The following is a 21,164-nucleotide window of genomic DNA, read 5'->3' on the forward strand; positions in this document are numbered from 1 at the left end:
GAATATATTAGTGAAGGTTCTTTATGCTACTGCAGAATGCTGGCCATTTGCAAAAACTGGGGGATTAGGCGATGTATCTTATGCATTGCCTAAGTCATTAAAAAAAGAAGGTATAGATGTTAGAGTAATACTACCAAAGTATTCAACTATGCCAAATTACTTAAAAGAGCAACTAAAAGAAGTTGCAGTATTTAGTGTAGATGTTGGTTGGAGAAAACAGTATTGTGGTCTTTTAGAAATGGATCTAAATGGAGTTAAATTTTATTTTATAGATAATGAGTACTATTTTAAAAGGGAGGGAGAAATAGCATATCTATATGGATATGGAGATGATGCAGAAAGATATACATTCTTTAGTAATGCAGTTCTTGAAGCTATGTCTATATTAAACTTCTATCCAGATATAGTTCATTTAAATGACTGGCATACTGGTATGATCCCATTGATATTAAAGGAGAAATATAGCCATTCAAAAAAATATAAAAATATAAAAACTGTTTATACAATTCATAACCTACAATATCAAGGAGTATTTAGCGACTCTATAATAGAGGATGTATTAGACATACCAAGAGCTTATTATAATAATGGAGATATCGAATACTATGGTGGCGTAAGTTTTATGAAGTCTGGAATTGTATTTAGTGATAAAGTAATAGCAGTTAGTCCAACTTACTCAAATGAAATACAAACAGAATTTTATGGAGAAGGACTAGATGGTCTTCTTAAATCTAAATCCCATAAATTAAAAGGTATTTTAAATGGAATAGATTATGATTTAAATAATCCATTAACAGATGGGGATATATTTGTTAACTATGATATAAATAGTATAGACAAAAAAATAGAAAATAAACTTAAATTACAAGAAGTTTTAGGATTAGATGTTAATCCAGATATACCACTAATAGGAATTGTATCAAGATTAGTGTCACAAAAAGGCTTTGATTTAATATCATATATGATGCCTGAAATAATAAGAGAAAATTTACAAGTAGTTATTTTAGGAACAGGAGAACATCAATATCAATCAATGTTTAATTACTATGACTCTCACTTCCCAAATAAAGTTTCTGCAAGAATAACTTTTGATAGTGCTTTTGCACAACAAATATATGCAGGAAGTGATATGTTCTTAATGCCATCATTGTTTGAACCTTGTGGAATAGGTCAAATGTTGGCTATGAGATATGGAACTCTTCCAATCGTAAGAGAAACTGGTGGACTTAAAGATACAGTTATACCATATAATAAGTATACAGGGGAAGGTAATGGATTTAGCTTTAAAAATTATAATGCACATGAAATGCTTCATTGCATTAGAAGAGCTGTAAAAGTATACAATGATAAAGATCGCTGGATGGAATTAGTTAATAATGCAATGAATACAGATAGTAGTTGGAAAAAATCAGCTACAGAATATATAAAAGTTTATGAGGAAATAGTTAACCAAAAGGGGTGATTGGGTATTGGTTAAATTAAATAAAAATAAATTTAAACAAAGCTTTGAAACCAAAATGTATAGTTTGTATGCTCAATCTATAAAAGATGCTACAGATGAGCAATTATTAAATGTTTTATGCAGTGTTATAAAAGATATAATATCTAAAAAATGGGTAGACAATAAACTAGATTCTCAAAAAGAAGTATATTATTTTAGTATAGAGTTTTTATTAGGTAGACAATTAAAATCTAATCTACTAAATTTAGGGATAGAAGATGTAGTAAGAACAGGTTTGAAGGAACTTAATATAGATTTAGATAATTTAATAAATGCTGAGTCAGACCCTGCGTTAGGAAATGGTGGATTAGGTAGATTGGCAGCTTGTTTTTTAGATTCTATGGCATCATTAGATATAAGTGGTCATGGATATGGAATTAGATATAAGTATGGTCTATTTGAACAAAAATTTATAAACGGTTATCAGGTTGAAGTACCTGATAACTGGTTAACTCAAGGTGGATATGTTTGGGAAACTGTAAGACCCAATAAAGCTATAGTAGTTAAGTTTGAAGGCAATGTAAATTTAGTAGATAAGAATGGAAGGTTAGAAGTTAATCATACTGATTATATACCAGTAATGGCTATGCCTTATGATATACCTATAATAGGATATAGAAATAATTCTATAAATACGCTTAGACTATTTAAGAGTGAAGTTTTAAGTAGAGATTTTGGCCCATTAACAATACATGCTAAAAACTCATATGGAAGTTATGAGGATGCATTAAAATATAAATACTATGCAGAAGAAATTTCACAAGTTTTATATCCAAATGATTCTAACTATGCAGGTAGGCTATTAAGATTAAAGCAAGAGTACTTTTTCGTAAGTGCAGGTATACAAGATATAATAAGAAAGTATAAGAAAAATAAACTAGATATAAAAAAATTAAATGAAAAAGTGGCTATACACATAAATGACACTCATCCTACTCTTTGTATTCCTGAATTAATGAGAATACTATTAGATGAGGAAGGGTTATCATGGGATGAAGCTTGGAATATAACTATAAATACCGTATCTTATACAAATCATACTATAATGACAGAAGCTATGGAAAGATGGCCAAAAGAAATGCTAAAAACATTACTTCCAAGAATTTATATGATTATAGAAGAAATTGATAGACGATATATGAATGAATTAGAAGAAAGTAAATATGATCATGACAAAATATATAGAATGAGTATAATAGATAATAATGATATAAAAATGGCTAATTTATCTATAGTAGGTAGTCATAGTGTAAATGGTGTTGCAAAGCTTCACACAGAGTTACTTAAAAAAGAGGTATTAAAAGACTTTTATGATCATGAACCAGAAAAGTTTAATAATAAAACTAATGGTATAGCTCATAGAAGATGGTTAATAAGCTCTAATACTGAACTTAGTGATCTTATTACAGGATTAATATCTGAAGATTGGAAAACAGATACAAGAAAGCTTAAAGAACTAGAAGCACATAGAAATGATAAGGCTGTATTAGAGAAAATAGGTCAAATCAAATATAATAATAAAGAGAGATTAGCTAAATTTATAAAAGAAAAATATGATATAGATGTTAATCCAAACTCGATATTTGATGTACAAATAAAAAGATTACATGCATATAAAAGACAATTATTAAATGCACTTCATATATTACATTTATACCATGAATTGTTAGAGAATCCTAACTTTGATATGGAACCAAGGACATTTATATTTGGGGCTAAAGCAGCGCCTGGATATTACTTAGCAAAATGTATAATAAAATTCATAAATTCTTTAGCAGAAAAAATCAACAATGATCCACGAATAGACAATAAAATAAAAGTAGTATTTATAGAAAATTATGATGTATCAAAAGCAGAACTTATAATACCTGCAGCTGATGTAAGTGAGCAAATATCAACAACAACTAAGGAAGCATCAGGAACAGGAAATATGAAACTTATGATGAATGGAGCTATCACTTTAGCTACACTAGATGGTGCAAATATAGAAATATTTGACCAAGTAGGTGAAGATAATATAGTTATATTTGGATTAAGTGCAAATGAAGTATTAAATTACAATAAATTTGGAGGATACTCAGCTTTAGATTTATACAATTCTAATAGAGTTATAAAACGAGTTGTAGATGATTTAGTAAATGGGTTTATACCAAATATGGAAAAAGAAGGACGACAAATATACGATTCATTAATAACATATAATGATGAGTATTTTGTTCTTAGAGATATGGAAAATTATATAGAAGCACAAGAAAAAATAGATAGACTTTACAAAAACAAAGAAAAATGGAATGAAATGGCCTTAATAAATATAGCAAACTCAGGGGTATTCTCAAGTGATAGAACTATAGCTGAATATGCAGAGGACATTTGGTTTAAAGGGTGTGAATAAAATGAGTAATATAATAAGCTATAATTCTTGGGAAAATAAGGCTCCTTTTGGAGCCATAAAAATAAACCAAGGAGTGAGGATATCTGTACAGGTTAATGAAGGATATGATTTATTAAATCTAAAATGGGTTATTTTAAAAGAGGATAAAATAGTTGGAGAAGTAGATTTAATAAGAGAAAGTAAAAAATATTATCGAGGTGAATTTAATGGATTTAATGAAACTGGATTATATTTTTATTATTTTGAAGTAGATATAAATATAGATGGAAATTACAGAAAATTATTTTATGGAAAGAGTCTTAATGATGGAAGTACATGTGAGTATTCTTATGAGAATTTAAATAAATATCAAATAACAGTTCATGAAGATTTTCAAATTCCATCATGGTACAAAGAAGGCGTAATGTATAATATATTCGTTGATAGATTTAACAACGGAAATAGAAATAAAAAGCCTAGTAATCCAAAAAAAAATAGTTTTATATATGCAAATTGGTCTGATGAGCCCATGTATATAAAAGATAAAAATGGTGATGTAATAAGATGGGATTTCCATGGAGGAAATCTCAAAGGGATAATAGATAAGCTTCCTTATCTAAGTAAAATAGGTGTTAGCATAATATACTTAAGTCCAATATTTGAGTCTTCAAGTAATCACAAGTATAACACTGGTGATTATAAGAAAATAGATCCAATGTTTGGAGATGAAGAAATATTAAAAGAGCTAATAGAGAAAGCTAATAAAAAAGGAATAAATATAATACTAGATGGTGTATTTAGTCATACTGGAGCAGATAGCAAATACTTTAATAAATTTGGGAATTATGATGAAGTAGGTGCATATCAATCAAAGGACTCTAAATACAGTTCATGGTATACTTTTAATGACTTCCCAGATGATTATAAATGTTGGTGGGGCGTTAAGGATTTACCTAATGTTAATGAACTTAATAAGAGTTATATGGACTATATTATATATGATGAAGATAGCGTTATAAATAAATGGACTGATATGGGAATTAAAGGTTGGAGATTAGATGTAGCAGATGAATTACCGACTGAATTTATAAAAGAAATTAGAAAAGAGCTTAAAAAAAATGATGCTGAATCTGTATTAGTAGGTGAAGTGTGGGAAGATGCATCTAATAAGATAACTTATAATGAAAGACGAAATTATCTTGTTGGAAATCAATTAGATTCAGTTATGGGATATCCATTTAGAGACAATATAGTTTCATTTTTAAAAGGAAATATAACTTCTAAGGAACTAAATAATAAGTTTATGACTATAAAAGAAAATTATCCTAAAGAATCATTTAAGGCTAATTTAAATTTAATTAGCTCACATGATGTAGCTAGAATAAAGACAGAATTACATTATGATGAAGCTATGGTAAAATTAGCAGTAGCTACTCAAATGACTTTTGAAGGTGTTCCATATATTTACTATGGTGACGAAGCTGGTCTTTGTGGAGGAACAGATCCTGACAATAGAAAGACATATCCTTGGAAGAATGAAGATGAGGATATGATAGAGTTTTACAAGGAAGCGATAAATACAAGAAAAAAATATAGTGTATTAACTAATGGAGATACTGAATTTATAGACACAAATGATGATGATGTGTTTGGATATATTAGATTTAATGATAAGTGTGAAAAAATATTAATATTAATTAATAGAAGCTTAGAAAATAAAAATATATCAATAAATATAAAAGAGAATACATTAGAAATAGTAGATATTAAATATAGCTCTAAGAAATATTTAGAATTTATATCTAAGGAAGAAGAAGAATTCAATTTACAAATAAGTCCGAAATCTTTTAATATATTTAATGTAATAAATCATATTGAAGTATAGATATATCAATAAAGAGACAGTTATTTTTGATTAAAAATAGCTGTCTTTTTATTTGTATAAACGCATAAATCTTTGTTTATAATCCTACTGAAAGTATAAAATAAATACATATTAAAAGGTGGTATTATATGAATAATGTAGTTTTAGTAGGCAGATTAACTAAAGATCCAGAGTTAAGATATGTAGGTGAAAAGAATAATGCACTAACTAATTTTTCCTTAGCTGTAGATAGAGGATATAAAAACTCACAAGGTGAAAGTAAGGTTGATTTTATTAATATAGAAATTTGGGGAAGGCAAGCTGAAATTTTTTGTACCTATATGGCAAAGGGCAAAATGGTAGGTATAGAAGGTAAAATAATAGCTGATAGGTATAAAAATGAAAATGGAGAAAATAGATATATAACGAGAGTTAGAGCTAATTCATTTAGATTTTTAGATTCTAGAAACAAAAATATTGATATTGCAGCAGTACAAGAGTCTGAAGTAAGGTATCATGATTCAAAATCTTTATTTGATCAAGTCAATGAAGAAAGAGAATTATCTATTGAAAAATTACCTTTTTAGAGAGGGAAAATATATATTAACGAATTTTAAATAAAACGAATTAAATAAAAATGTATAATCATATAAATATTAATAAAATTAAGCTGAAAAGCAATATTACTTAATAAAGTAAATAAAAATAAACTATTGATGCATCGGTAGTTTATTTTTTTATGTACAATGCAAAAATAATAGTATATAATATAATTAATAGATAAAAAAAAGTTCGTATGTGGGGGAATTATGATGAAGAAGAAAAATACATTAACAGGTAAAATTTTATTAGGTTTATTTTTAGGATTTATATTTGGATTATTTTTAAAACAGATGCCATCAAACTATATAAAAGATACTGTTATTTTAGGTGGAGTTTTAAAAGTACTAGGTAATGGATTTACAGCTGCTATAAAAATGATGGTGGTTCCATTAGTGTTTGTTTCGTTAATTTGTGGAACTGCATCGATGGGTGATGTAAAAAAGCTAGGAAGAATTGGCGGAAAAACAATGTTGTTTTATTTATCAACAACGGCAATTGCAATAATTACAGCATTATTTTTAGGAATAGTATTTAAGCCAGGTGTAGGTTTAGATATGAGCAATATGATGTCAGGGGAAGTTACAATTGGAGAATCAAAATCATTAGTAGATATAATATTAAATATAATACCTACTAATCCAATACAATCTTTAGCGAATGGTGAAATGTTACAAGTAATATTCTTTGCACTATTAACAGGAGTTGCTTTAAATATAGTTGGAAAGAAGGCAGAACCGATAAAAGTTATATTTGAAAGTGCAAATGAAGTATGTATGAAAATGGTAAATTTAATAATGTTATTTGCTCCTTATGGTGTATTTGCATTAGTGGCTAATACATTTGCTACAGTTGGAAGTGAAGCGATAATAGCACTTCTAAAGTATATATTAATAGTATTATTAGGAATGATTATACATATAACTATAGTTTATGGTGGATTATTTAAAATATTTACTAAACTAAGCATTAAGCCTTTTTTAAGTAAATTTGCACAAGTTGCTGCAGTAACATTCTCAACAGCCTCTAGTAATGCATCAGTTCCAGTTAGTTTAGAAATAATGGAAGAGTTAGGAGTAGGAAAAACTACAAGATCATTTACAATTCCAATGGGAGCTACTATCAATATGGACGGAACAGCTATAATGCAAGGTGTTGCAGCATTATTTATAGCTCAGATATATGGTATAGAACTTGGAGTAAACTCTATGATAACAATAGTTCTTACTGCTACATTAGCATCTATCGGAACTGCAGGAGTTCCAGGAGTAGGTATGATAATGTTATCTATGGTGCTTACATCTGTAGGACTTCCTCTAGAAGGAATTGGTTTAATTATGGGAGTTGAAAGAATTATAGATATGTTTAGAACAACTGTAAATGTAATGGGAGATAATATAGTTACATTAATAATTGCAAATAGTGAAAAAGACTTAAATTTAGATGAATATAACAAAAATAAAATAAAAGAAGAAGCTTAATAAAATGGAAGGTATATGCTTTTTATATACCTTCCATTTTATTTGTAAAAAATAACGAATTATATTTATTTTGGAATAAGTGAAGATTTTAGTATTAATATACCGAACAAGCATATATATTTAGAAGAAGGGTTATACTTGGGAGGATATAGTATGAAAAACAAAGTTAATATTAAAGAAATTTTAACACTAGCAGGCACATATATTTCAGTATGTATAGGATCGGGATTTGCTACAGGGCAAGAAATCATGCAATTTTTTTCAGCTCATGGAATGATAAGTATACTATCTAATACTATATGTATGGGTATAATGGCTTATTGTGGTGCAAGTTTACTTGAAATAGGAAATCAGAAAAACTTGAAGTCTAGTAATGATATATTTGAATATTTATGTGGAAAGCATATAGGATATCTATTTAAAAGATTTATGCCAATATTTTTCTTTTGTAGCTTTGTAATTATGTTGTCTGGAGCTGGAGCATCTATAAATCAATACTACGGAATAAGTAAAAATCTTGGATCATTGATTTTAGCTATAATAACATTATGCTCAGTTCTTCTAGGAATAAATAAAGTAATAAGCATATTAGGAAATATAGGACCAATAATAGCAGTAATATCCATAGGAGTTGGAATTGTGACTATATCTAGAAATATAGACTCATTTTGTATGGCTAATGAAATAATAGGAACGTTAAATTTAACGAAAGCAGTAGATAATTGGTGGATGACAGCAATTATCTATAGTGGGTTAAATTTAGTAATTGCTACGCCATTTTTGGTAGGGGTTGGAGCAACTGCAACTAATAAAACAAATTGTATATGGGGAGGAATTTTAGGCGGAATAGTATTTATGATTGCAGCTATGACTTTAAATATGGGGATAATGTCTGATATACAAAATACATATATAACAGAAATACCTACATTATATATGGCTAAAAATATAGGTCCTATAGTAGGAATAATGTTCTCTTTTATGCTTATTGCAGGAATATATACAACTGCAGTTCCTTTACTTTGGAGTGTATGTGATAGTTTTTCACAAGAAAAAACAACTAAGTTCACACTTATTGCTTTATTTTGTACGGTTATAGGATTTATAGGATCAAGGTTACCATTTTCAATGCTTGTTAATATAATATACCCTATGTCAGGATTATTTGGAGTAATTATAATTGTTTCAATTTTTATTAGAAATATAATAAACTCTGTACAGGGAGTTATAAAAGTATTTTATGCAAGTAGATAATATGAGTAAATCTATTTAATATATATTTTAGAAAAGTAGATGGGTATACTATAAAATATAATCTAACTATGTTAATATATTTAGAGAATTTAAGTTAAGGAGATTACATATGAAAAAACAACTAGAGATAGATTATGCATTTGGATATGTCTACGATAAAAGTAAATTAATAGTGATGTACCCAGCTGGAACTAACGTAATAGATTTAGATGATTATGAAATGGAAGTTGAGGTAGCTTTTTTAGAAGATGGTATAGATGCAGCATTTGAAGAAAATGATGTGAAGGAAGCAAATGAAACAATAAAACCTTTAGAAACTTTTTTAATGAAGCCAAGCAAAGTAATACCATTTGTAACTAGTATAAAAAATGCAGAAACTAAGGAAGAACTACATAAGCTATTAGCTGAATTTGATGAAGAATATGAAGTAAAAGAAAATTATATAAAAAAAGGATATGAAATAAAAGATATATATCATGTATTTGAAAATGTAGTAAGTTATATACCTAAAGAAAACTTAGAAAATTTAAATATACTAAAAATAGAAAATGATAAGTTTGATATGGATAAATTTATAAGTACTGTAAGTGAAAATTTAGATGAGGCTATAAATAAAAATTTAATAGCTATAGATATGAAGCAAAGTGAACTTACACCTAGATTGTATATAAAAGCAGATGGAAAAACTAATACTAAATTTGTTGTGTTTGGTACAGATATAAATAGCTATTCACAAGGTATATTATGTGCAAATAATGAAATTATAAAAGATTTAGATATAGATATGGGAGATGTTGAAATATCTAATACAAGAGATATAGGATATATAATAAATGAAGAAAATGGATATCTTACATTTAAAATCGCAAACTATAATAGTCAAACATCAAATAATAATCAAATAGCTCAAATAGTAGATTACAGTGGTATATTTAAGCCTATGATGATAGACTTTATAAAGCAATTTGTAAGATAAACAAAGCAGATGAACAGATGATAATTATCATCTGTTTAATTTTTACTATTAGTAAATAATCTGATGTTCTAGTTATCTTACTAAGAATATTGAAATTACTATATAAAAATTATAACTATCAAAAGATAGTTTGTTGGACTCTAGCACTTTCAATAATTATAATTAACTAGCATAACGAGTTATACTATAAATAAATATAAGTTATAAATAACAATAGTATATAAATCTAAAGTATGTTGCAACAAAAAAGAGCCCTAAGGCTCTTTTTTATCTATTACCTTGAATTAATAAAAGATAAGCAGCACCGGCTAATAATAAATTATCACCATCAACTCTACCAACTAAAGCATTTTCTTTAATTACAAAACCATTTTCTAAAACTTTTCCAATAGGACTATTGTTTATAGAATGATTATGAACTATACCATCATCATCAACTCTACCCACTACATTATTATTGTTATCATAAATAAAATTATTGTCATCAACCCTTCCTATAGGACAATAATGATAGATATGATTATGAACTATGTTATCAGAATCTACTCTTGCAACAGCATTAATGTTGTATGGAGAATTAATTATTTTATCCATATAGCACCAACCTTTATATTAATAATATTTGTACATTAAAGTTTATGATAAGTAGTTTAGAAAATATAACCGAAATATTTATGTATATTGTAAGAAAATATAATACATGAATATTTATTATGTAAGCAGGTTAAATTATTTAGGAAGAATTAGTACATACTATAAAAATTTTATCAACTAGAAATTATACAAAATATAAATTATTTAATATGATAAAACATAATAGCTCTAAAAATAAAGTTTAATTTTATTTAATAATTACTTTATAAAAGAATTATTATAGATGGAGGTTAATACATGAAATTAAAAAAAATAGTATCACTAGCAACATCAGTAGTATTATCTACATCACTATTAGTAGGGTGTTCAGGCAAAAATAAAGGTAATGGTGGAAATGTAAGCAATGAAAAAGGTACATTAAAAATAGGAATGATAACCGATGTAGCAGGTGTAAATGATCAAAGCTTTAATCAAAGTGCGTGGGAAGGTCTTCAAAAATCTAAAGAAGAATTGGGAGTAGAAGTTACATATTTAGAATCAAAACAAGATTCAGACTATGCAGCTAATATAGAAACATTTGTAGATGAAGGTGTAGATTTAATATTAGGTGTTGGTGCGAAGTTAGCTCCAGCTATAGAAGAAGGAGCAGGATTATACCCAGATCAAAAGTTTGTTATTGTAGATGAAGAGTTACCAAGTGATATAAAAAATGTAAAGTCTATATTATTTACTTACAAGGACATTATATTACATTTAAACCTGTGGAAAACTTCTGTATAATAGTGATATGAATAAGTGTAGAAGATATAAAAAAAGTAAAATTATAAATATAATTTTAAAAAATCATTTTGAAAAATTTAAAGAAGATAAGTTATCAAGAATAAAAAGTAAAGAAATGCGTCAGCATATAATTAATGTAATAGAAAAAGCATTGAATTGTGGAAATATAGAGCATGGATATATAAAACATAAATGTTTGAACTGTTATGAAGAATATATTCATGGATTTTCATGTAAAAGTAAATTCTGTACTAAGTGTGGGAGAATGTATTCAATTAAATGGTCTGAAAAGCAAGCAGAGAATATGTTAAATGTAAAGCATAGACATGCAGTATTTACAATACCAGAAGAATTAAGAAATTATTTCTATAAAAAGCGTGAGCTTTTAAAAGAATTGCAAGATGCAGCATATGGAGTTGTATCTCATTATTATAAAAAGAAGGTTAAAGGAAATCACGAAGTAGGATTAATTGCTGTAGTTCATACATTTGGATCAGATTTAAAATGGAATCCTCATATACATGCATTATTTACAGAAGGTGGAATAGATAAAAATAATAAATGGTTTAAAAAGTTATTACATATACCATATCAATATCTCAGAAAATCATGGCAAAAACTAGTGTTAGATATAATAAAAACTAACTTTAAGGATAGAGAAACACAAAAAATAATAAACAGATTATATAAAAAATATAATAATGGATTTTATGTGAATGCACAAAGAGATTTAACGAAAATAAAGGAAGCAGCAAAATATATAGGTAGATATCTTTCGAGGCCAGCTATCGCTGAATATAGAATAAGTGAGTATGATGGAAAATGCGTAACATTTTGGTATGAAAATAAAAATCCTAGAGAAAAAATAACAGTTAGGATGGATGCATTAGATTTTATAGGTAAATTAGTAAATCATATACACCCGAAGGGGTTTAGAGTTGTAAGAAGATATGGATTGTATTCAAGAAGGAAAAATAAACTTAGTATTGAGATTGTAAAACTATATAACTTTATGAAACAAAGAAATATATTTGAATTAATTCAGAAACAGAAAAATAAGAAGAGAAGTTTTAAAGAAAGATTGATAGAAACTTTTGGAGTAAATCCATTTATATGTACTAGTTGTGGTAATGAAATGATGTTATGGGAAATTTGGTATCGTAAATATGGTTTGATATATAATGTATTGAATAAATCAAATTATAAAAATATTATTAATGAAATAGATGAATTTAAGCCAATAAGAATAGTAGATACCAATAAAAGTGAACGAATATGCTTATTTTAAAAGGGTTATTTTGGAAATATGAGTAACCTTATTTTGTCGTACTCAAAATAAGGTATAATATAAAAAATAAAATTTTTAGGAGTATGACTATGTTAAAAGAATTAGAAGAGATGAGTATTGGTCAAAAATTATATAATTACCACTGTAAGTCATGTGGATTTGAAAAAGGAGTGCCAGAATTTCTTATTGAAGAATTTAGAATGGATATAATATTTGGAGCGATAGATCCGCTAGAAGATGAGCCTATGCCAGAACTAGTATGTCCTAATTGCAGAGCAAAATTTGAATACAAAAAAACTGACGACCGTTAGGTGTCAGTTGAGGTGACCTATTTATAGGTCATTTTTTATAATGAAAGCCAAGTACATTTATAAAAATCATTATATAAAAGGTCTTTATCTAAATAAAGTGTACCCTTTGTCAAGGACAATTTAAAAAAAGGTATTTCTAAGAAACAAGATGATTTCTGTACTGAACAGGAGTCATCTTGCTTAAATTCCATTGATATCTATAATTATTATAGTAATCCATATAATCATCTATTTCTTTTATCACTTCTTCTAATGTACTACATTTGCTAAGAATAACTTCATCTTTAAAATGCCCAAAGAATGATTCTTGTGGAGCATTGTCCCAGCAATTGCCTCTCCTTGACATAGATTGTTTTAAACCTAATTGCTGTACTTGCTTTTGAAATTTAGGACTCGTGTAATGAACACCTTGATCTGAGTGTAAAATAGCTTCGCTATGGAGTTTTAAATTCACATTTGACTTAAGTTTTTCTAGTGTATTTAAAACAATATCTAACCGTAGGTTATCTGAGACATAATGAGCTAATATTTCATTTGTAGAGGAGTCTTTTATTGTAGACAAGTATGCTTTTTTTCCATTTTTATAACTTAAATATGTAATATCTGTTAATAGCACTTTATATGGTATATCTTGCTTAAATTCTCTGTTTATGAAATTAGAAACAATAGTATGCTCTTTACTTGCTTTCATCATACGTCTGTAAGGATTCGCTTTTCTATACGGGCAAACTATTCCATATTTTTTCATTATTCTCCTAATACGCTTTAAATTATATATTATATTAAATCTATCTTTTAAAACCATTTTTATTTGTCTTGCACCTTTTTTACGTCCTTTAAAGTTAAAAGCTTTTAATACATTTTCTTTTGATAAAATATCTTTATCTTCTCTTGATTTTCTTAAATCCTTGCTTTCTGATGAGAAGTATTTATAATACCCAGAACGTGATACACCTGCAACTTTACATAAATAACTTATCATATTTTTAAGTTTATATTTTTTTATTGTAGACTTAATAATCTCATATTTTTCACAAGAAAATAAACTTACTTCTTCTTTAACACTCTCCTTTCTATCATATCTAACTTTTTTAGTAATTCATTTTCAGCTTGAAGTAACTTCATTTTAGCTTCTAGTTTTTTGTATTTTTCTTCTATTGAAAGATCTTTCTCAATAGGTCTTCCAGTATTGTATTTGCGAGTATCTGTAAGTTTTATAGCTCCGCCATTTTTAAAGGCCGTACGCCATCTGCTAGCAGAAGATTTAATCCTTTGCATGCCTATAATATCGATATTGAAGCCACACTCTTCAAATATTATTCTAGGAAGTTTACCATTGATACTTTCATTTATAAATATTTTTTTAAATTCATCGGTATAGGTAATACCTTTCGAACTTACTTTCTTAATGTATTTGTTTTGNAATATATTTAAATAAAGACCTTTTATATGAATATTTTATATTATTGAACTTGATACATACCATGACTAGCCATGTAATTATAAATTTTTTCTCCATGCTCTTGTTCTTCTTTTTGTATATGATTCAATACTTGTCTTACATTTTTATCTCTAAATTCAAATATAGCTGTATTATATGTAGAAGATATAAATTTTTCAGTAGATAGTGAATCATTGCAAAGCATCTTATCATGTTCGTTATAAGTGTTAGTTCCAAAATTTATATGAGATTGATTTATAAATTGTTGATTTACTAACTGTTGATTAGAATTATTTTGTTGGCCTCCTGGTTGTTGATTTATATTTGGAACTATTCCATTTAGCAATTGATTGATAGAGTCTAGATGTTGTTGTTCTTTTTGAGCAAGTTGAGAAAATAAGTTTTTTAGTTCTGGACAATGTGCTTTATTTGAATACTCATTGTACTTATCAACGCATAGTTGCTCATGTGATTTTTCATCTTCTAATAACATTCTTTCTTTTGTACTTAAATTAACCATAAAAACACCTCCAGTAGTAGTTTCTGTAAAAGATAAAATAATATTCTTAAATTTTTAGTTTACTTGTTTGCTTTAATATATAAATAAAAATAAGAATTAATATATAACATTGAGGAAACACTAAAATATAAGGTAATGAAAATTTTAGATAAATATATTGAACGATGATAAAAGAATTTAATTTTAATATATAAAATTAATATAGATAATAGAGTGCGAGGTAGAGAATATGAGAAAAGAAAGTTTAAGGATAATACCATTAGGAGGACTTGGAGAAATAGGTAAGAATATAACTGCTATAGAATATGAAGATGAAATAATAGTAATTGACTGTGGAATATCTTTTCCAGATGAAGATATGTATGGTATAGACTTGGTGATACCAGATATAAAATATTTACTTGATAATAAAGATAAAGTAAAAGGTTTATTTTTGACTCATGGTCATGAAGATCATATAGGAGCTATTCCTTATATATTAAAACAAATAAATATGCCTGTATATGGGACTAAACTTACAATAGGCTTAGTTGAAAGCAAATTAAAAGAACATGATATGTTATCTAAAACTAATTTAATTCCTATAAGCCCAGGGGAATCAATTAAATTAAATAAACTAATTATAGAATTTATAAGAGTAACTCATAGTATAGCAGAATCATGTGCTTTAGCTATACATACCCCTATAGGCATAATTTTACACACAGGCGATTTTAAAATAGACTATACTCCTATAGATGGAAAAGTTATGGATTTAAATAGAATAGCTCAACTTGGACAAGAAGGTATTTTACTTTTAATGGCAGATAGTACTAATGTAGAAAGAGCAGGGCATTCTTTATCTGAAAAAATTATAGGGGAAACTTTAAATAGAATAATATCTAATGCAAATGGTAGAGTTATTGTAGCTACATTTGCGTCAAATATACATAGAATGCAACAAATAGCAGATGCATCTATGATGTATAATAGAAAAATAGTTTTTAGCGGAAGAAGTATGGAAAATATATCAAATGTTGCTATGGATCTTGGGTATTTGCATATACCGAAAGAAAGTATTGTAGGCATTGAAGATTTAAATAGATATCCAAGTGATAAGATTACAATAATAACTACTGGTAGTCAGGGAGAGCCTATGGCAGGATTGTCTAGAATTGCTTATGGATCACATAGACATATATCTATAGAACAAGATGATTTATTTATAATATCTGCATCACCTATACCAGGAAATGACAAGTTAGTATCTAGAGTAATAAATCAACTATATAGAAAAGGTGTAGAAGTAATATATGAAGATTTAGAAGATATACATGTATCAGGACATGCATATAAAGAAGAATTGAAATTAATTCATACATTAGTAAAACCTAAATATTTTATGCCTGTACATGGCGAGTATAGACATCTAAAACATCATAGTGATTTAGCTTTAAAATTAGGAATGGATAAATCAAATGTATTTACATTAGAAACTGGTCAAGTTTTAGAAATTTCTCAAGATAAAGCTATAGCGACTGAAAAAGTACATACAGGCGTTGTATTTGTAGATGGAATAGGTGTTGGAGATGTGGGTAATATAGTTTTAAGAGATAGAAGAGACTTAGCTAGAGATGGTATGGTTACAATAGTTGTTGCTATAAATAAGGAAACATACAGTATAGTATCAGGACCAGATATTATAACAAGAGGTTTTATATATGCAAGAGAATCTGAAGGTCTTATAAAGAAGATAAAAGACGTAGCAAAAGAAGAAATAGAAATTTGCTTAGAGAACAATATAATAGAATGGCAAGTATTAAAAAGTGGTGTGAGAAAGTCTGTAGAGCAACTACTTTATCATAAAACAAAAAGAAGACCAAGTGTATTTCCTATAATCATGGAGGTTTAAGAAAAGATATTAGTAAGGGTAAGGTAGAAAAAGGTTAAATAACTAAAGAAAGCTTAAATGATAACTTTATTTAAATCTGTAGATTAGTATCGAAATAAACCTAAATAAAATAATGGCAAAATTGAATAAGCCCTCATAGTATAGATTAAGAGTAAAAAAACTCTATAAACTAATTACAACAGGGGGAAGCAAGATGTTAGACAGATTTTTTGGTGAATGTGGATTCTTTGGTGGAGCTTGGTGGATAATAGTATTATTCTTCTTATTCTTAGCATTTCAAGATGTTTGGGCAGATATAGATATATGTGCTTGGATACCATTTTTAATATTATTATTAATAGTTTGTGCATCTGGAGATTTATTTGATGGATATGGATGCTAACACCTTAATTTTTTAATGAAATAATACAATAGAGGTAATATAGTATCATTAGTTACTATATTACCTCTATTTTAAATTTATTGAAAATATACTTTGAAATAATTTGAGAATGATAATATTTATTATATATTCTTATTTTATATAGAATTCTTAAAAAAATATATTTATATAATATAAAATTTTTATAAAAAATACATAATTAACAAACTAAATAAGTATTTAAATAAATATAATTTAATATTGAAAAAATAGCAACTTAAATGTATAATATAGTCTTAAAGTGTAGCTAAGATATAAAATTACTACACTAAATAAATATAAATAAATATAAATATACGGTTATCAAAATTAAATAATTTAGTGAGGTGTAGGTATGAAAATAGGATTCGATCATAAAAAATATCTAGAAGAGCAATCAAAGTATATATTAGAAAGAGTTAATAACTTTGATAAGCTTTACTTAGAGTTTGGTGGTAAACTAATTGGAGATTTACATGCAAAGAGAGTTTTACCAGGATTCGATGAAAATGCAAAAATAAAAGTTCTACAACACATAAAAGAAAAGGTAGAAGTTGTAATATGTGTTTATGCAGGTGATATCGAAAGAAATAAGATAAGAGGCGATTTTGGTATTACTTATGACATGGAAGTTTTAAGGCTAATAGATGATCTAAGAAGTTATGAATTAGATGTAAACAGCGTTGTAATAACAAGATACGAAGGACAACCTGCTACAACAGTTTTTATAAATAAATTAGAACGTAGAGGTATAAAGGTATACAAACATGCTCCAACTAAAGGTTACCCAACAGATGTTGATACTATAGTAAGTGATGAAGGATATGGCGCAAATCCATATATAGAAACTACTAAGCCTATAGTTGTTGTAACGGCTCCAGGGCCAAATAGTGGAAAATTAGGAACTTGTTTAAGCCAGTTATACCATGAGAATAAAAGAGGTAACGCTGTTGGATATTCAAAATTTGAAACATTCCCAGTGTGGAACGTACCTTTAAAGCATCCTTTAAATATAGCTTATGAAGCTGCAACAGTTGATTTAAAAGATGTAAATATGATAGATTCATTCCATCTTGAAAAATATGGAGAGATGGCAGTTAACTACAATAGAGATTTAGAATTATTCCCAGTTCTTAAAAAGATAATAGAAAAGATAACTGGAAAAGAGTCTATATACCAATCACCAACTGATATGGGTGTTAATAGAGTAGGATATGGTATTATAGATGATGAAGTTGTAGCTGAAGCATCAAGACAAGAAATAATAAGAAGATACTTTAAAACAGCTTGTGAATATAAAAAAGGACAAGTTGATAAAGGTGCTTATGAAAGAATAAAAATGATAATGGAAGAGCTTAACTTAAAGCCTGAAGATAGAACTGTAGTTATTCCAGCTAGAGATTACAGCAATAAGTTAAAAGAAACTGCTGACAAAAATGATGCATGTCCAGTAGTAGCTATAGAATTAACTGATGGAAGAATAATCACAGGTAAAGGGTCTGATTTAATGAACTCGACTGCAGCAGCAACTTTAAATGCTATAAAAACTTTAGCTAATATAGATGATGAATTACACTTAATATCTCCAGCTATATTAGAACCAATTGTAAATTTAAAAACTAAAACATTAGGAAGTAGAAATCCAGAGTTAAGTTGTGAAGAAATATTGACTGCGCTTAGTATATGTGCTGTTACAAATCCAACAGCTCAAGTTGTACTTGACAAATTACCTTTATTAAAAGGATCTCAAGCACACTCAACTACTATATTAAGTAAGAATGATGAGCAAACATTTAGAGAACTTGGAATAGATGTTACAAGTGATCCTGAATATCCATCACAAAATCTTTATTACGCTAATTAATAAAATAGAAAATATAAGACCATATTACCTACGGGGTATTATGGTCTTTCTTATTAAATAATAATCAAAAATAAATATAAATATACGGTTATCAAGAAATTAATTAACTTAGTTCCTTGGAATATCTATTTTAAATGTTTTTACTATATTTTGCAAGAGAAAATTAAAAAATGTTAAAAATAAGCTTATTTATTTTATGAAGGGATGATGCATATGGAAGAAATCCGAAAGATAATTCATATAGATATGGATGCTTTTTATGCATCTATAGAACAAAGAGACAATAAAAACCTTAAGGGTAAACCTGTAATAGTTGGAGGCGATCCTCATAGTAGAGGAGTGGTAGCGACATGTTCATATGAAGCTAGAAAGTATGGAATTCATTCTGCTATGCCATCTAATGTTGCATATAAGAGATGCCCTTATGCACATTTTATATGGCCAAGATTTGATGTATATCATAAAGTATCAAAACAAATAAGAGATATTTTTTATAGATATACAGATTTAGTTGAACCATTATCTTTAGATGAAGCATACCTAGATGTTACTAACAATAAAAAAGGAATAAAATATGCAACTCAAGTTGCTAAAATGATAAAGAATGATATATTAAGAGAAACAGGATTAACATCATCGGCAGGAGTTTCATATAATAAATTTTTAGCTAAAATAGCATCAGACTATAATAAACCAAATGGATTGAAGGTAATAACTCCTGAAGAGAAGCAACAATTTTTAGATATGTTGCCTATAAATAAATTTCATGGAATAGGTAAGGTTACAGAACGAAAGCTTCGTAACTTAGGAGTAAATAATGGATATGATTTAAGGCAGTTAAGTATCGACAAGTTAGAAAGTATATTTAAAAATAGAGGATATATGTTTTATCAGTTAGCTAGAGGTATTGATGATAGGGAAGTTGAACCTTATAGAGAAAGAAAATCGGTAGGATCTGAAACTACATTAAGTAGTAACTTAGATATAGATGATGAAGAAGTTTTAGATATACTTAGTGAAATTTGTGAAGATGTATCTAATAGATTGCAATATTCAAATAAAGTTGGAAAAACAATAACCTTAAAAGTAAAATATGATGATTTTACTAAGATAACTAGAAGCTTTAGCTTAGAACATCCTATTTATAAAGCAGTAGATATTAGAACTAGTGTTTATAATTTGGTTAAGAATCTTGAAAAGAATAAAGGCAAAATAAGACTTTTAGGAGTTACAGTATCAAATTTATCTGAAACCGAAGAAGAGTTTAAAAACATAACTATATCTGAATATCTTGATAATATAAAAGAAACCACAAAGTAATAATTATTACTTTGTGGTTTTATTGAGTTAGTAAGTTTTCTAACTCTTCTTTATTTAATATTTTTATAAAATCTCTAGAGTAGTCAATTATACCTAAATCCTTCATATTTATAAGCTCTCTAGATAGTGATGGCCTAGGAACACCTAAGATTTCAGAAAGTTTTTGTTTAGTCATATTAAGTTTTATAAATACACTTCCTTGTACTTTATATTCATTAAGTAAAAAGTTACTAATTTTTTGACGTATACTAGTTAATGATAATGTTGTTATAGACTTATTAAGAGTAATTATTTTATTAGTTAAGTCATTTAAAAAGGAATTAAGAAAGTTAGTATTATCAGTACAAAATTTTATAAAATCGGCTTTATTTATAAATAAAATTTCACTTGATGTAGTTGATATGACTGTTGCTGGATATACATTTATATCAGAAAAAGCTATTACTTCCCCAAATAAATTTCCAGAGGTAAGAGAAGATAAGTGTAGTGCATTATTACTAGCTAACATTCGTTTGATATCAATAGTTCCAGAAATAATTAAACCAATTTTATTGCAAGGTTCATATTCTAATGCTATGATATCATTTTTATTAAAGTTAATTAATTGATAATTATATCCTTTAAATAATTCGAGTATTTCTTTTCTATCTTTATCTTTAAACATATATACACCCAACTTTCTATTTAAAAATCTATTTTTTATATTAT

The 21,164-nt window shown here is 27.2% G+C and carries 18 protein-coding genes; 14 read left to right on the forward strand and 4 right to left on the reverse strand.

Translation table 11 applies throughout. The features are described 5' to 3' along the window. Window positions 1-10 precede the first annotated feature (10 nt). The 7 genes from glgA (at window position 11) to BN7997_RS02475 (ending at window position 10,047) form a co-directional block, all read left to right on the forward strand. Window positions 11-1,462, forward strand: a complete 1,452-nt coding sequence (gene glgA, locus BN7997_RS02445) for a glycogen synthase GlgA (protein ID WP_071119295.1) — start codon at window positions 11-13, stop codon at window positions 1,460-1,462. Between the two features lie 55 nt (window positions 1,463-1,517). Beyond that, on the forward strand, window positions 1,518-3,893 hold the full coding sequence (locus BN7997_RS02450; protein WP_242873375.1) for a glycogen/starch/alpha-glucan phosphorylase: 2,376 nt from the start codon (window positions 1,518-1,520) through the stop codon (window positions 3,891-3,893). Window position 3,894: 1 nt separating this feature from the next. Next, entirely contained in the window at window positions 3,895-5,757 is a 1,863-nt protein-coding gene (locus tag BN7997_RS02455; RefSeq protein ID WP_071119297.1) for a glycoside hydrolase family 13 protein, read from the forward strand. Window positions 5,758-5,885: 128 nt separating this feature from the next. Further along, window positions 5,886-6,323, forward strand: coding sequence for a single-stranded DNA-binding protein (locus tag BN7997_RS02460; RefSeq protein WP_071119298.1), 438 nt, complete (start codon window positions 5,886-5,888; stop codon window positions 6,321-6,323). 225 nt (window positions 6,324-6,548) lie between these two features. Continuing rightward, window positions 6,549-7,817, forward strand: a complete 1,269-nt coding sequence (locus tag BN7997_RS02465; RefSeq protein WP_071119299.1) for a dicarboxylate/amino acid:cation symporter — start codon at window positions 6,549-6,551, stop codon at window positions 7,815-7,817. 153 nt (window positions 7,818-7,970) lie between these two features. Beyond that, window positions 7,971-9,071, forward strand: a complete 1,101-nt coding sequence (locus BN7997_RS02470; RefSeq protein ID WP_071119300.1) for a YkvI family membrane protein — start codon at window positions 7,971-7,973, stop codon at window positions 9,069-9,071. A 109-nt stretch (window positions 9,072-9,180) separates the two neighbouring features. After that, complete coding sequence (locus BN7997_RS02475; protein WP_071119301.1) at window positions 9,181-10,047, forward strand: hypothetical protein; 867 nt, start codon at window positions 9,181-9,183, stop codon at window positions 10,045-10,047. 267 nt (window positions 10,048-10,314) lie between these two features. Here the strand turns inward: BN7997_RS02475 and BN7997_RS02480 are convergent, their stop codons facing one another. Further along, on the reverse strand, window positions 10,315-10,641 hold the full coding sequence (locus BN7997_RS02480; RefSeq protein ID WP_071119302.1) for a hypothetical protein: 327 nt from the start codon (window positions 10,639-10,641) through the stop codon (window positions 10,315-10,317). Window positions 10,642-10,938: 297 nt separating this feature from the next. Between BN7997_RS02480 and BN7997_RS02485 the strand changes: the two genes are divergently transcribed. The 3 genes from BN7997_RS02485 to BN7997_RS02495 all read left to right on the forward strand — a co-directional run bounded on the left by BN7997_RS02485 (window position 10,939) and on the right by BN7997_RS02495 (window position 13,020). Then, on the forward strand, window positions 10,939-11,421 hold the full coding sequence (locus BN7997_RS02485; protein WP_071119303.1) for a BMP family ABC transporter substrate-binding protein: 483 nt from the start codon (window positions 10,939-10,941) through the stop codon (window positions 11,419-11,421). 7 nt (window positions 11,422-11,428) lie between these two features. Then, complete coding sequence (locus BN7997_RS02490) at window positions 11,429-12,709, forward strand: IS91 family transposase (protein ID WP_071119304.1); 1,281 nt, start codon at window positions 11,429-11,431, stop codon at window positions 12,707-12,709. A gap of 89 nt (window positions 12,710-12,798) precedes the next feature. Beyond that, window positions 12,799-13,020 carry a hypothetical protein gene (locus BN7997_RS02495; protein WP_071118921.1) on the forward strand — a complete coding sequence of 74 codons (222 nt, stop codon included), beginning with the start codon at window positions 12,799-12,801 and terminating at the stop codon, window positions 13,018-13,020. 136 nt (window positions 13,021-13,156) lie between these two features. Here BN7997_RS02495 and BN7997_RS15175 read toward each other — a convergent pair. Together BN7997_RS15175 and BN7997_RS02510 are read right to left on the reverse strand one after the other, a co-directional pair. Next, window positions 13,157-14,475 (reverse strand): IS3 family transposase gene (locus BN7997_RS15175; RefSeq protein WP_242873376.1). Its coding sequence is split into 2 segments (ribosomal slippage): window positions 13,157-14,100 and window positions 14,100-14,475, totalling 1,320 coding nucleotides; the frame shifts between segments, so codons are not numbered across the junction. A gap of 8 nt (window positions 14,476-14,483) precedes the next feature. Continuing rightward, window positions 14,484-14,981, reverse strand: a complete 498-nt coding sequence (locus BN7997_RS02510) for a spore coat protein (protein WP_071119307.1) — start codon at window positions 14,979-14,981, stop codon at window positions 14,484-14,486. Window positions 14,982-15,210: 229 nt separating this feature from the next. Here BN7997_RS02510 and BN7997_RS02515 point away from each other — a divergent pair, with 229 nt between their 5' ends. From BN7997_RS02515 to dinB, 4 genes are all read left to right on the forward strand, one after another. Further along, window positions 15,211-16,872, forward strand: coding sequence for a ribonuclease J (locus BN7997_RS02515; RefSeq protein WP_071119308.1), 1,662 nt, complete (start codon window positions 15,211-15,213; stop codon window positions 16,870-16,872). A gap of 193 nt (window positions 16,873-17,065) precedes the next feature. After that, a complete protein-coding gene (locus tag BN7997_RS02520) occupies window positions 17,066-17,254 on the forward strand; it encodes a hypothetical protein (protein WP_071119309.1) in 189 nt (62 codons plus the stop codon). Between the two features lie 373 nt (window positions 17,255-17,627). Further along, window positions 17,628-19,136 (forward strand): DUF1846 domain-containing protein, encoded by a 1,509-nt coding sequence (locus tag BN7997_RS02525; protein WP_071119310.1) that lies wholly within the window; start codon window positions 17,628-17,630, stop codon window positions 19,134-19,136. A gap of 213 nt (window positions 19,137-19,349) precedes the next feature. Then, on the forward strand, window positions 19,350-20,456 hold the full coding sequence (gene dinB / locus BN7997_RS02530) for a DNA polymerase IV (RefSeq protein ID WP_071119311.1): 1,107 nt from the start codon (window positions 19,350-19,352) through the stop codon (window positions 20,454-20,456). A gap of 19 nt (window positions 20,457-20,475) precedes the next feature. Here dinB and BN7997_RS02535 read toward each other — a convergent pair whose 3' ends face one another. Continuing rightward, the gene (locus BN7997_RS02535) at window positions 20,476-21,120 is read right to left on the reverse strand and encodes a Crp/Fnr family transcriptional regulator (RefSeq protein ID WP_071119312.1); all 645 of its coding nucleotides are present in this window, start codon (window positions 21,118-21,120) and stop codon (window positions 20,476-20,478) included. Window positions 21,121-21,164 lie beyond the last annotated feature (44 nt).

Origin of the sequence: Romboutsia timonensis, from assembly GCF_900106845.1 — a bacterium.
Classification (GTDB): Bacteria; Bacillota; Clostridia; order Peptostreptococcales; family Peptostreptococcaceae; genus Romboutsia; species Romboutsia timonensis.

Excerpts from the sequence above, each read along its gene's own strand:
- BN7997_RS02450 (WP_242873375.1), top strand. The coding sequence starts at position 1,518 with ATGTATAGTTTGTATGCTCAATCTATAAAAGATGCTACAGATGAGCAA.
- BN7997_RS02455 (WP_071119297.1), top strand. The coding sequence starts at position 3,895 with ATGAGTAATATAATAAGCTATAATTCTTGGGAAAATAAGGCTCCTTTT.
- BN7997_RS02460 (WP_071119298.1), top strand. The coding sequence starts at position 5,886 with ATGAATAATGTAGTTTTAGTAGGCAGATTAACTAAAGATCCAGAGTTA.
- BN7997_RS02465 (WP_071119299.1), top strand. The coding sequence starts at position 6,549 with ATGAAGAAGAAAAATACATTAACAGGTAAAATTTTATTAGGTTTATTT.
- BN7997_RS02470 (WP_071119300.1), top strand. The coding sequence starts at position 7,971 with ATGAAAAACAAAGTTAATATTAAAGAAATTTTAACACTAGCAGGCACA.
- BN7997_RS02475 (WP_071119301.1), top strand. The coding sequence starts at position 9,181 with ATGAAAAAACAACTAGAGATAGATTATGCATTTGGATATGTCTACGAT.
- BN7997_RS02480 (WP_071119302.1), bottom strand. The coding sequence starts at position 10,641 with ATGGATAAAATAATTAATTCTCCATACAACATTAATGCTGTTGCAAGA.
- BN7997_RS02485 (WP_071119303.1), top strand. The coding sequence starts at position 10,939 with ATGAAATTAAAAAAAATAGTATCACTAGCAACATCAGTAGTATTATCT.
- BN7997_RS02490 (WP_071119304.1), top strand. The coding sequence starts at position 11,429 with ATGAATAAGTGTAGAAGATATAAAAAAAGTAAAATTATAAATATAATT.
- BN7997_RS02495 (WP_071118921.1), top strand. The coding sequence starts at position 12,799 with ATGTTAAAAGAATTAGAAGAGATGAGTATTGGTCAAAAATTATATAAT.
- BN7997_RS02510 (WP_071119307.1), bottom strand. The coding sequence starts at position 14,981 with ATGGTTAATTTAAGTACAAAAGAAAGAATGTTATTAGAAGATGAAAAA.
- BN7997_RS02515 (WP_071119308.1), top strand. The coding sequence starts at position 15,211 with ATGAGAAAAGAAAGTTTAAGGATAATACCATTAGGAGGACTTGGAGAA.
- BN7997_RS02520 (WP_071119309.1), top strand. The coding sequence starts at position 17,066 with ATGTTAGACAGATTTTTTGGTGAATGTGGATTCTTTGGTGGAGCTTGG.
- BN7997_RS02525 (WP_071119310.1), top strand. The coding sequence starts at position 17,628 with ATGAAAATAGGATTCGATCATAAAAAATATCTAGAAGAGCAATCAAAG.
- dinB (WP_071119311.1), top strand. The coding sequence starts at position 19,350 with ATGGAAGAAATCCGAAAGATAATTCATATAGATATGGATGCTTTTTAT.
- BN7997_RS02535 (WP_071119312.1), bottom strand. The coding sequence starts at position 21,120 with ATGTTTAAAGATAAAGATAGAAAAGAAATACTCGAATTATTTAAAGGA.